Here is a 12,227-nt window from a genome sequence, read left to right on the forward strand (position 1 = left end):
ACATTATAAAACGTCATTAACACTTGAGCCATTAAATCAGAGATAACGTCATAATTGTCTAATATATCTTCATTAAGCACTCCCTCTACTGTATTCCATCTGATAAACTTTTTGTCAATCAAAGACTTAATAAAGAAGTGCCTTGTTTCAAACTTAGTAATCATAATCCCTCCGTAGAAGTTTTTATTCCATTATTAATACTACAATTGAAGGAAAGTCAACGGACAGAGGGGGTGTTCTGAACCGTGTAGGTGTGAGTTTGAAAGAAATTCTTACAATGACCACTATCCCCCTAAAATCCTTTTTCCCTTACTCTTTTTCATCTTTCCAAAATGGAACTAAGATCTTTATCCAAGTAAAATAGAACCGAGTATAGGTATCGTAGACACGTTACCTATTCATAGACTAATCCATTAGCCTCATACATAGTAGGGTCCCTCTTCCCCTTCCTTGTACAGTTATGAAATGTATAGAGAGTTGTAAACTACAGTTATAGGTAGACATTAGTATACCTTACGGTTTCGCTTGTTCTAATCCTGTTTTCATTATTTCCAACATACGAGAGAATCCTTACTTAGAGCGTGTTACGCTTTGCAGTAGTCGAGGAACCTTGCTGTACGTATACCTCACTGACATTATTCAAATTGTACCGTAAGGTGAAGTCTGCTTAAGGATATTTAAATTATTTTTATTACTTTAAAGCACCCGTTACTTCAAGATGTGTAAATCATTTTTCCAATCTAACTAATGTTTTTTCAGTTATTTCAATTTGGTCAATATCAAAATTATTCATTAGTAGAGTTATCTTTCCTTCTCGTTCTTCTGCTTCTTCTCCTACCCAACAACTATATAGTTCAAAGAAGTCACCTTTTACGAGGTAACTGTCCATGATTTCACATAACTTTATTAACTTCATTTTCGATTCAGCACAAATTTCAGGCGTTGTATATTCAGAAATGTTAATTCCCCAATGACTTGATACTTCATAAACATATGGAGTTGAAAACTGATATTTCTTTACATTTTGCAATTCATCTTTACCAGCAAAGCAACCACCAATATAGAAAAAATCCTCTGTATAATCTTCATTACTTGGTATTTCTATATTACAGCCAATGTAAGAAGCCAAACTCATTTCCCCTCACTCCTTTGCTATACTTTATTCAACTCTTCTGCTTCGTTAGCGAAAAAGCAAACCTTCATTATTGAAGCATCGCTTTAGTTAATTCAACTAGAGGGTTTCAATAAAGTCTTCTCGTAAGACCTAATTTTATTCCAAAGTGCCTTAGATTCTAACGAATCTGTTTTATATTTATCTAATTCAACAAAGGCACTTATTAAAGCCTTTTTTGTTTTAATCTCTTCGTTGGTTTGACTAAGTATATTTCCTTTATCTCTATAACATATAAGATTTTCTTTAAAATTTTTTCTTGCCTCAGTTAGAGAGTAATCCCCATTTGGCCCTCCCCATACTTCATCTGCATATGGGTCATCTTGTCCATCATCTTCCCAATTACAAAGTTTACATATCTCAAAATTCCCACGTTCTTCTAATGTTGGATAACCACAACACGGACATTTTTCACGTTGCACTTAAATACCACCCTAATGCAATTTGGGATAATATCGAAACTATCGGTTAAATATCAACCTACTCTTGTTCATTCATTGGTTACTATTGTGTAATTTTTAAGTTGTTTTTCTATATTGAATATCGAACCATACTCCTCTAAAGTTGAAAAAAGGTAAAGACCATGTGCATCATGGGTAATCCCAATTGTAGTTGTTTCTTTAGTCATATCAATAAAAATTGTAGAGTATTCTACATCCTTACCTCTCCAATCTTTCTCTTTCTCCGTCTTATAACTTACGTTATCCGAAGTAGAAAAAATATACTTACAATTGGACTCTGCTAACCAAAAAGTACTGCTAATGATAGACTCAAGGGCTTTCGCATTCGTTATGTTTACCTTTATGATTGGAATATGATATTTAAGTATTCCACCATCTTCCGTTGATGAATAGACTATATCACTCAAAGTCTCTACAAGATATTCTTGCTTCAACTTTATCAATAATACTTCTATTTCTTCATAATCGTTATAAGTAGTTAGTGTTAGATAAACTGGAAATTTATTTAGTACACATAAATAATCTATCAAAAACTTTTCAATTTCATCTACTTCAATATAATGTGCATACTTCGGTTTACCAGTGACTTCAAATAAATCGTCTTCCTCACTATATGCGTCTGGATAAAAGTAAACATTCGTCACCAAGTTCACCTTCTTTCTAGGGTTAAATTATTTGTAAAACGTTCTTTCATAATCAGACTCTTATTCAAACGTTTGATTAAATTCGGATAACGTACCCACGGTACGCTTTTTTCTTCCTACCTATACCTAATATAAAAGAATTAAAAAGAAGTATCTTTAATATGTTCCCGATGCTACAGTCTAATCGATCGTCTCATACATAGTCTATCACCTAATCCCCCTTCTAAACTCTGATTGTAAGGGTTACAGAAAGATAAATAGGATACCTTACGGTTTCGTATATTATATTATGATTACAGCCTGTTTTATTTCCACCGACATAACTGGGCTTTATTTTCTTATGGGAGAAACCTTACTTGGAGTGTCATACACGTTTTAGGGCTGTATATGTTGATTGAGGATTGAAATACACACTAATTCGGAATTATTTGATTGGTTGATTCCAGTGTTCTCTCTTCTAATACATAGGAACACCCTATGCTGCCTTCTGCAGTCATTACCACCCATATCATATGAGGAACCTAAATCCTTACAAGATTCTGCTATAAGACCGCAGTTCTACATTAAAAAACCCCGTGAATATATCATATACTAGATACACTCACGAGGCTTTATGCAAACTTTTTTCTTCTTTAAGCAGACTTTTTTCTCATTCTGCAAACTTTATTTTGTTTTAACAACATCTTGAATTTTCAACCAAGTTTTATAATCTACAACCGGTCCCTCGACCTTATTTAATCCACTGTTCAATCTCAGATGTTCTTTTTCTTTTCGACATAAAAACACCCCTTTAGATAATCATATCTAAAGGGGTAAAACGGTGCAACTTTTTTATAAACGATTCGACTTTTTTCAAAACGGTTTAACTTTTTTATAAATGGTGCAACTTTATTTAAAACCTACAAAACCACATTTACAAAACTTTATTGTTATTCAACTGTAACTGATTTAGCCAGGTTGCGCGGCTTATCAACGTCACAGTTACGGTGCAGCGCGGCATAGTAAGAGATTAACTGCATCGGAATTACTGAGATAAGAGGTGTTAGTAGGCTATTTACTTCTGGGAGGACGAAGCGGTCTTCGTCTGTTTCCAGTCCACTCATTGAAATGATGCAAGGATTAGCTCCACGGGCAGCGACTTCTTTGACATTTCCGCGGATGCTTAGGTTGACAAATTCTTGTGTTGCAAGAGCGATGACCGGTGTGCCTTCTTCAATCAAAGCGATTGTCCCGTGCTTCAGTTCTCCGCCAGCAAAGCCTTCTGCCTGGATATAAGAGATTTCCTTCAACTTCAAAGCACCTTCAAGGCCCACGTAAAAATCGATTCCGCGGCCAATGAAAAATGCATTTCTTGTCACAGTCAAGTATTCGTGCGCAATGCTTTCGAATTCTTCCTTGTCGTCGCAAAGAGTTTCCATTGCACTCGCAACGATGCCAAGTTCCTGAACAAGATCAAAGTCCACTTCATGGCCAATGCCACGAGCAGTTACTTCCGCTAAAATTGCAAGAACTGCAAGCTGTGCCGTATATGCTTTTGTAGAGGCAACCGCAATTTCAGGTCCGGCATGAAGAAGAAGCGTATAGTCTGCTTCACGGGAAAGCGTTGATCCAGATACGTTTGTAATCGTCAATGCTTTGTAGCCCATCTCCTTTACTTGGACAAGAACTTGGCGGCTGTCCGCAGTTTCTCCACTCTGGGAAATGAAGATGAACAATGGCTTTTCAGATAGCAGCGGCATATTGTAGCCGAATTCACTGGAAATGTGAACTTCCACAGGAATCTTTGTTAATTTTTCGATAAACTGCTTGCCAACGAGACCTGCGTGATAGGAAGTACCAGCAGCGATGATATAAATACGGTCCGCTTCTTGCATAGTGGCAACGATGTCAGAGTCCATTTCAAGCGCACCTTCTCCATCTTGATAGCTCTGAATGATTTTGCGAATAACAAGCGGCTGTTCGTCGATTTCCTTGAGCATATAGTGTGGGTATGTTCCCTTTTCAATGTCACCAGCATCAAGTTCAGCGGTATATGGTTCTCGTGAAACCACTGCTCCGGCAAGGTTCTTGATTGTCACCTCATTTTTCGTGACAATGACCATTTCCTCGTCCATCAGTTCCACATACTGGTTCGTTACTTGGATCATCGCCATCGCATCACTTGCGACTACATTAAAGCCATCGCCAAGTCCCACAAGAAGCGGGCTCTTGTTTTTCGCTACAAGGATGGTGTCCACGTTTTGCTCATCGATCAATGCAAGTGCATAGGAACCATGTAACAGTGTCAGCGTTTTGCGGAACGCTTCCTCCGTATTTAGACCTTCGTTTACAAATAGTTCCATTAACTGTACGATGATTTCCGTATCTGTTTCACTATTCAATTCGACATTTGGCAAATACTCTCGCTTCAAGCGATCGTAATTTTCAATTACCCCATTATGGACAAGAGTCAGCCTGGCTGCTGAGCCCTGGTGAGGATGAGCATTCCCCTTGCTTGGAGGACCATGAGTCGCCCAGCGAGTATGCCCGATTCCAGCATTCGCCTTAACACTGTGATCCACTGCGTTGCGAAGGTCCGCAATACGTCCTTTTTCCTTAAAAATATGCACTCCATTGCTGTTGATAACAGCAATTCCCGCAGAATCATATCCTCTATATTCCAGTTTTTCAAGGCCTTTTAATAAAATCTCTTTCGAGTCATTATTTCCAATATATCCAACGATTCCACACATAACTTCTTTTCCTCCTGTACGACAGGGGGCAAGAAGCCTCTTAGTTAGGGGCGGCTTGCCCCCTTATCTCAAATAATTGATTTTTAGATCAGACTGTGTTCTGTTTATTTTTAGCATCCCCATCTGTTTGTGCATTAAGTTGCCCTAATGTTTTGAAGATGGAATTTGCGGCTGCGCTTTCAGCCGGGAGGCATCCGCCGAAACTTCGATAAACCTCCACCTCGTCAACTAACCCATATTTCCGGTCACGGATTAGTCCTGGCGCTTTCGTTTTCCATTGATCTACCTCTGCCCACCTTTCGATAAATTGGTTTCAAGGTAAAAATGAACCATTTACAAAAACAGGATCATCATACATCATACAGTTGCATCCGTCAATAAAAAACAAAGGAAATCAGCTTTCTCGTACAAATACCCTTTACAAAAAAGCTAAAACTCCCTTGCTAAATAAATATGCATAAAGGCTTTTCTATGTGCCGAAACCCTTATGCATATCACCTGTTATCCTTATTCTGTTAAACCCATTTCCTCTTCCACAACTTTTGCTATTCGGGTAACGTATTCTTGGCAAAGCTCTGCTGTTGCAGCTTCTGCCATTACGCGAACCAACGGCTCTGTACCGGAAGGGCGAACTAAGATTCTGCCATCGCCGTTCATTTCCGCTTCTACCTGTTCGATTACCGCCTTTACCTTCTCATTATCCGTTACATGGTGCTTATCCGTCACACGAATGTTCACAAGCACCTGCGGGAATTTCTTCATTTCCTTAGCCAGTTCAGAAAGCGGCTTATTTGTTGCTTTCATGATATTCGCGAGCTGAAGCCCTGTCAGAAGTCCATCACCAGTTGTATTGTAGTCCAGGAAGATAATATGGCCAGATTGCTCTCCGCCGAGATTATAGCCGTTCTTCTTCATTTCCTCTACTACATAACGGTCTCCGACAGCTGTTTGTACACTTTGAATGCCGTTTTCCTCAAGACCTTTGTAAAAACCAAGATTGCTCATCACAGTGGATACTACCGTACCTTGCTTTAACTGACCACGTTCCTTCATGAACTTTGCGCAGATGTACATAATTTGGTCCCCATCCACGATGTTTCCCTTTTCATCAATCGCAATCAGGCGGTCGCCATCTCCATCAAAAGCAAGACCGAAATCGGCTCCTTTTTCCTTCACGAAAACCGCAAGAGCTTCTGGGTGTGTCGATCCTACGCCGTCATTGATATTCAAGCCGTTGGGAGATGCTCCCATCGTTGAAGTATCTGCATCCAAATCAGCAAACAAGTGGGTTGCCAACGAAAACGTTGCTCCATGTGCGCAATCCAGGGCGATATGAAGACCCGTGAATTCTTCGTCAACAGATTGTTTTAAATATTGAAGGTATTTCTGACCACCTTCGAAGTAATCATTTACCTGACCAAGATCAGCACCTACAGGACGAGGGAGCTCATCACCTTCCATGTCCATCAATTGCTCTATTTCGTTTTCCTGATCATCAGAGAGCTTAAATCCGTCTGGGCCAAAGAATTTGATCCCGTTATCCGCTACCGGATTATGCGATGCAGAGATCATAACTCCTGCCTGCGCACCAAGTGCCTTAGTTAAATACGCTACTCCGGGAGTCGAGATCACACCTAGTCTCATGACTTCTGCCCCTATTGATAGCAGACCGGCAACAAGTGCTCCCTCTAGCATATGTCCGGAAATCCGAGTGTCGCGGCCAATCAGCACCTTAGGTCGATTATGCTCCTTTGTGAGGACATAGCCTCCGAACCGGCCAAGCTTGAACGCCAATTCCGGCGTTAGTTCGCTGTTCGCAACACCACGTACTCCGTCTGTACCGAAATATTTACCCATTCTTAAAATCTCTCCTTGTAAAAAAAATTACAGTCCGTTAAGCTTCTTTTTTCGCAATCGATATACTAGCTTTTTCTTTTGCCAATTTCCACGTTATGTTTTGAGGTGCGGTAACCTTGATATCTACTTCGTGAGTTCCTTCCTTCAACGTCGAAACATCAATTAAAACTTGAAAATCTTCGACCGTTAGTGCAGAAATGAGATCATTTGGTCCTGAGACCGTCAGCTTTGTCTCGCCATCCGTAGGGTCAAGGAATGCTAATTCATAACCCGCCTCGATTCCATTCACTCCAATCGGGACTTTAGAAATGGTCCTCTCGGAGTCCTTCGTGACGTTTACATTCACTTTTACCAATTCTGGTGTTACTTCGACGATTCCTTCGCCAATGATGACCGGAAGGGTAAGTTCGGTATCTTCATTGATTTTGCTAACATCCACTTCCACCCTGACACCTTCCACCTTCTCAAGTACATCGGGTGCAGCGAGAATCTCCGTTTCCTTTGTTTCCAAAGTAATGGAATCAATGGTTACTCCACTTGGAGGATTGCCTTTACGGACGATGTCGATTGGGACCTTTTTACTGGAGCTTTTTACTGGGATGGTCACATCAACCACCGCTGGCTCTACAATAACATCCAATTTATTCATGTCTTTATCCAGAGCAAGGACACTCGCTTCTCGCGTGATTGTATCCGTTATTTTCCCAGAAGAATTCACTGTTGCTTTTACATAGGTGATTCTGTCGACAACATCCTTGGCACCGGTTATTTGCACTTTATTCGGTTTGACAGTCGGCTGCTCTGCAATATAGCCACTTTCCACGATACTTTCGCTGAATTCAGGTTCAACACTGAACTCCTTTGTCACTTTTTCCTGTATGGAAATATTTGCATATCCAGGATCGATGGTGACCGTTATCCTTTCTGATACATCTTTGATTGTGATGGGTACTCGCTGGTCTCCCATGTCAGCATTCGTCAAATCAACGAAAACTTCAAAATTTCTGAGTGTTTTTGCCTGCTGCACCAGGTTTTTCGGGCCCTGCAGCGTTACAGTAACTGTTTCCGGAACACCTGATACAACTAATGTATCGGTATCGTAAATCCTTTTTACCGGAACGTCTTTTACTGTTTCTACGGTTTCATCTGATGGTACGTATACATCTCCAGGCTTATTCGAATCGTTTGTTGAAACAGATCCAAATAGCAGCACGGCAAGAACAAGGGCAACTACTCTTATGAACCACGGATTATCCATCCATCTATCCATTTTTCTTCCCCCTCCAGTTCCAGCGGGCAGAAGCTGCTTGCTTGATTCTTGATGGTGAAATCAGTTCGGCAGAGAGCAGTTCTCTTAGCGTATCCCCGCTCAAGTCCCTGTATAGTTCGCCATTCCGAGCAACCGACACACTCCCTGTTTCCTCGGAAACGACAATCGTGATGCTATCCGTTACTTCACTAATTCCGAGTGCGGCCCTGTGCCTAGTGCCCAGCTCCTTCGAAATGAACGGACTTTCTGATAACGGCAAATAGCACGCTGCTGCTGCAACAATGTTTTTCTGTATGACAACTGCTCCATCATGAAGCGGTGTATTCGGGATAAAAAGGTTAATTAACAGTTCAGAGGATATTCTCGATTGCAGCTGTATGCCTGTTTCTATGTAATCACTCATTCCTGTTTCTCTTTCAATGGAAATCAAGGCCCCGATTCGACGCTTGGCCATATAATCGGTTGACTTGACAATAGCCTCTACCATCTTTTCTTCATCTTCTTCCTCCTGCAGCCCTGATCTGGAAAAAAGTCTTCCTCTGCCAAGCTGTTCAAGTGCCCGACGCAATTCAGGCTGGAAGATAATGATAATGGCTAGGAATCCCCAGGTTAATACTTGTTCCATCATCCAACTAAGCGTATTTAACCCGAAAAAATCACTGACAAACTTTACGATCAGGATAACAAAAATCCCTTTCAAAAGCTGGACAGCCTTCGTCCCTCGAATAATCGCGATCAACCGATAGATGACGAACCAGACAAGGAGAATGTCAACAATATTAGCTAGATAAGTCAAGAAATCGAAATCCGCAAACGACATTGCACTTCCTCCAGTAGATTAGTAAGGCTCTTTTGCGAAGTTATTCTCTAGCCTCCAAACGAACCGATTGTAAAAGGGCTTTTTTCGTAGTTTGATGTTGCAAATGTATTTTCCGCTCGAAGATTGGAGCATGTTCGGGAAGCAACAAAAAACGCGAAAACAGCGATTGAAAAAAAGCGGAAGATAACCAATACTCTTCAGCGTTTCACTTAAGATAACTTAACTATTATAACATAAGCTCTGCTCAAACCAATAATGAGAACATTGGCAAACGATTTGATCTTTAGCCATGTCGACAAAAAATCCTCTTTAAAAAACAGCCATCCCTACTGGAATGACTGTTCTTTGTTATTATTTTCAAATAAATCCGCCGCGTTTTTCACAGTATTTTTAATTTGATACCATATCCATTCGAAAATTTTATTGACCTCGGTAATTTCCCCCGTGACATTTCCCGCTGAAGCCATATAGTTTTCACCGTTGAGGATTTCCCCGTTGATGACGGTAACATTCCCCTGGACTTCCCCTTCAATTTTCACCTTTCCGTTCTTGACCACCACATCTCCCTTGACTACTTCCCCTTTCGGTACAATTACCGTATCATTTTGAACCAATAAATTAGGCTGTTTTGAAACCGAAAACTGGTATCCTTCATTCCATGTCGATAAAATACTGCCCGTCATTAGCGCAAGGAAAAGAGAGGCAGCAGTCAACAAAGGATGGCTCCTGAACCAACGCTGGATTTCTGTCTTTTTCTTTTCTTTGGGTAAATTCGCCATTACTTTTGATGTAAAATCAGCAGGCGTCTGGATATGGGAGGTGCTTTGCACTAGAGCAATCGCTTTATTCATTTCCCTGTAATATTCCTGGCATTCGGTACAGCTCTGCAAATGATCTCTTAAAATCTTTTCATTTTGTTCAGTAATTTCGCCATCTAAATAATCGTGCATATGCTCAATAACCTGTTCGGGACATTTCAATTTCATTCACCTCATTTTATACGTGTCGCAATTGCTTCCTTAACGTCTCTCTGCCTCGATGAACCCTCGTCTTCACCGTTCCAAGAGGCAATTCAAGAATTTCACTGATTTCATTCAGGCTAAGCTCCTCAATATATTTTAATACGATTACCGATCTGTATTTATCGGGTAATTTCGAAATCTCTTTTTGAATCGCGTCCTGTAATTCTAGACTTTCAACCTCATCCTCTGGCAAAGGGGTTGCAGAAGGGATTTGAGAGTACATCGTCAAACCTTCCGTTCCCGGCACTTCTGCATCCAAAAAATAATCTGGTTTCTTTTTGCGAATCCGGTCAATACAAAGATTGGTAGCAATCCGATACAGCCATGTAGAAAACTTCAGATTTTGATTGAAGCTATTAATATTTATATATGCGCGGATGAAAGCCTCCTGTGCAATATCCTCTGCCTCATGCCGATTTCCGAGCATACGGTAGCAAAGCTGAAATACTTTGTCCTTGTATACCTCAACAATCTCTCCAAAGGCGTTCTGGTCTCCCTTGATTACTTGTTTGATTCTGTGCTTAACAATTGTTTCCATTATTCTACCTCCGCGCATCCTGCGGCTAATCGATATACGAATCGATCCCGTTAAAGGTTTCGTTTTTTCTATAAAAAAATTTAAGTATGTAATGCTGCCTATTCTATTTAACAGACAGTTTTCGAAAATAAGCCTATATGTTAATACTAACAAATTTTTACCATTTCCGTTTAAAAGTTTTTGTCTAGGGTATAAAAAGACTATATTGTACGAAAGCGAGGGTTATCAATGGGTGCAGAAACACTGTTGAAGGATATTGAAAATTGCCGTAATGAAATGGTTGATCTAGCTGCGAAAACCTCGCTCTCCAACCAACGCGTGGTAGACATAAGCACGAAACTCGACCATTTACTAAATAAATATTATCACGTATCCTCAAAAAAGCCAGTTCTCTATTAACAATAAAGAGCAGCAGCTATCTTTTAGCTACTGCTCTTCCTTTTTATTATAAAAGTTTCTCCCCAAATAAAGACCCCATCAGTGCAACTGCCGCAACAGCTGTCTTGTTCTTTTCATCGAGAATTGGATTCACTTCAACGAATTCAGCAGAAGTAATAATTTTCGCTTCGGCAAGCATTTCCATCGCTAGGTGGCTTTCACGATAGCTGATGCCTCCTATTACTGGAGTTCCAACACCAGGGGCATCGGTTGGATCCAATCCATCCAAATCTAGCGAAAGATGGACCCCATCTGTTTTTTCTTTAAGATGCTGGACCGTTTCCTCAATGACCGCAGCCATTCCTAAGCGATCAATTTCATGCATGGTAAACACTTTAATCCCCATTTTCTTGATCAAGTCTTTCTCCCCGTCATCAAGCGAACGCGCACCAATAATGACAATATTCTCCGATTTTATCTTAGGAGAATACCCACCTATTTGCGTCAGTTTTTCATGCCCTAAACCAAGACTGGCTGCTAGTGGCATGCCATGGATATTGCCAGACGGTGAAGTTTCCGCCGTATTCAGATCCCCATGTGCATCATACCAAATCACACCCAGATTCTTATAATGTTTAGACACACCAGCCAATGTACCAATTGCAATGCTATGATCCCCACCTAATACTAACGGAAAAGACCCTGACTCAATAATCTTGTCTACCTCTTCAGCAAGCAAGCTATTCTTCTCTGCCACAAGCTCCAGGTTTCTTAAATTGCTATTAGGGTCAATCTTCACCTCAGGCCTGCCAACCGCAATGTCACCCAAATCCTCTATCCAGTCAAAAAGCACCGCTAATCTCTCATTGATCCCTGCATAACGGATCGCACTCGGACCCATGTCAACTCCCCTTCGTGTCTGACCCAAATCCATCGGCATTCCAATAATCGAAAGTTTCTTCATTCTTGATTCCCCCTTGCTTTCCCTCCTCCATATTTTAAACGTTTTCATTCAATTGACTCAACCGGACAATTTAATGAATATATATACAGCTTGAAATAGCCCAAATTAACAAGATGCTCGCAAGGATTCTATGGGCGGATGGCTTATTTTTGAGAGATATTGCGGATTCTTCAGGAAACGCCTAAATAACCGCGGTTTTTTGACAACTTTGGCTCAGTTCCCGGCAAACCTGTCAAAATAACCGCACTTTCTTGACAACTTTGGCCTCTTCCACTGTAAACCTGTCAAAATAACCGCGCTTTCTTGACAACTTTGACCTCTTCCACCGTAAACCTGTCAAAATAACTCCGCTTTCTTGACAACTTTGACC

Annotated in this window: 11 protein-coding genes; 1 reads left to right on the top strand and 10 read right to left on the bottom strand. The window is 40.6% G+C overall.

The window, feature by feature from the left end; all coding sequences use genetic code 11:
* Positions 1-727: 727 nt before the first annotated feature.
* The 9 genes from UB32_RS18535 to sigW form a co-directional block, all read right to left on the bottom strand.
* Entirely contained in the window at positions 728-1,135 is a 408-nt protein-coding gene (locus tag UB32_RS18535) for a hypothetical protein (protein ID WP_044396601.1), read from the bottom strand.
* 92 nt (positions 1,136-1,227) lie between these two features.
* Positions 1,228-1,593 (bottom strand): CPCC family cysteine-rich protein, encoded by a 366-nt coding sequence (locus tag UB32_RS19150; protein ID WP_052807111.1) that lies wholly within the window; start codon positions 1,591-1,593, stop codon positions 1,228-1,230.
* A gap of 68 nt (positions 1,594-1,661) precedes the next feature.
* On the bottom strand, positions 1,662-2,276 hold the full coding sequence (locus UB32_RS18545) for a hypothetical protein (protein WP_044396602.1): 615 nt from the start codon (positions 2,274-2,276) through the stop codon (positions 1,662-1,664).
* Between the two features lie 929 nt (positions 2,277-3,205).
* Positions 3,206-5,008, bottom strand: coding sequence for a glutamine--fructose-6-phosphate transaminase (isomerizing) (glmS, locus tag UB32_RS18550; RefSeq protein WP_044396606.1), 1,803 nt, complete (start codon positions 5,006-5,008; stop codon positions 3,206-3,208).
* 507 nt (positions 5,009-5,515) lie between these two features.
* Positions 5,516-6,865, bottom strand: coding sequence for a phosphoglucosamine mutase (gene glmM, locus UB32_RS18555; RefSeq protein WP_044396608.1), 1,350 nt, complete (start codon positions 6,863-6,865; stop codon positions 5,516-5,518).
* 37 nt (positions 6,866-6,902) lie between these two features.
* Entirely contained in the window at positions 6,903-8,135 is a 1,233-nt protein-coding gene (locus UB32_RS18560; protein WP_044396610.1) for a CdaR family protein, read from the bottom strand.
* Positions 8,128-8,955: a diadenylate cyclase CdaA gene (cdaA, locus tag UB32_RS18565; RefSeq protein WP_044396612.1), complete on the bottom strand. Its 828-nt coding sequence runs from the start codon at positions 8,953-8,955 to the stop codon at positions 8,128-8,130. Before cdaA ends, UB32_RS18560 begins: the two co-directional genes overlap by 8 nt.
* Positions 8,956-9,281: 326 nt before the next feature.
* Positions 9,282-9,935, bottom strand: coding sequence for an anti-sigma factor family protein (locus UB32_RS18570; RefSeq protein ID WP_044396616.1), 654 nt, complete (start codon positions 9,933-9,935; stop codon positions 9,282-9,284).
* A gap of 16 nt (positions 9,936-9,951) precedes the next feature.
* Positions 9,952-10,515 (bottom strand): RNA polymerase sigma factor SigW, encoded by a 564-nt coding sequence (sigW, locus tag UB32_RS18575; protein ID WP_044396613.1) that lies wholly within the window; start codon positions 10,513-10,515, stop codon positions 9,952-9,954.
* A gap of 228 nt (positions 10,516-10,743) precedes the next feature.
* Here sigW and UB32_RS19690 point away from each other — a divergent pair, with 228 nt between their 5' ends.
* Positions 10,744-10,914: an aspartyl-phosphate phosphatase Spo0E family protein gene (locus tag UB32_RS19690; RefSeq protein WP_084221911.1), complete on the top strand. Its 171-nt coding sequence runs from the start codon at positions 10,744-10,746 to the stop codon at positions 10,912-10,914.
* 46 nt (positions 10,915-10,960) lie between these two features.
* On the opposite strand, the gene rocF is transcribed toward UB32_RS19690, so the two are convergent.
* Complete coding sequence (rocF, locus tag UB32_RS18580; protein ID WP_044396614.1) at positions 10,961-11,857, bottom strand: arginase; 897 nt, start codon at positions 11,855-11,857, stop codon at positions 10,961-10,963.
* Positions 11,858-12,227: the final 370 nt, after the last annotated feature.

Source organism: Mesobacillus subterraneus (assembly GCF_000934845.1).
GTDB lineage: Bacteria > Bacillota > Bacilli > Bacillales > Cytobacillaceae > Mesobacillus > Mesobacillus stamsii.

What these genes read in the sequence shown, in the direction of transcription:
- UB32_RS18535 (WP_044396601.1), bottom strand. Translation starts at nt 1,135, where the DNA reads ATGAGTTTGGCTTCTTACATTGGCTGTAATATAGAAATACCAAGTAAT.
- glmS (WP_044396606.1), bottom strand. Translation starts at nt 5,008, where the DNA reads ATGTGTGGAATCGTTGGATATATTGGAAATAATGACTCGAAAGAGATT.
- glmM (WP_044396608.1), bottom strand. Translation starts at nt 6,865, where the DNA reads ATGGGTAAATATTTCGGTACAGACGGAGTACGTGGTGTTGCGAACAGC.
- UB32_RS18560 (WP_044396610.1), bottom strand. Translation starts at nt 8,135, where the DNA reads ATGGATAGATGGATGGATAATCCGTGGTTCATAAGAGTAGTTGCCCTT.
- cdaA (WP_044396612.1), bottom strand. Translation starts at nt 8,955, where the DNA reads ATGTCGTTTGCGGATTTCGATTTCTTGACTTATCTAGCTAATATTGTT.
- sigW (WP_044396613.1), bottom strand. Translation starts at nt 10,515, where the DNA reads ATGGAAACAATTGTTAAGCACAGAATCAAACAAGTAATCAAGGGAGAC.
- UB32_RS19690 (WP_084221911.1), top strand. Translation starts at nt 10,744, where the DNA reads ATGGGTGCAGAAACACTGTTGAAGGATATTGAAAATTGCCGTAATGAA.
- rocF (WP_044396614.1), bottom strand. Translation starts at nt 11,857, where the DNA reads ATGAAGAAACTTTCGATTATTGGAATGCCGATGGATTTGGGTCAGACA.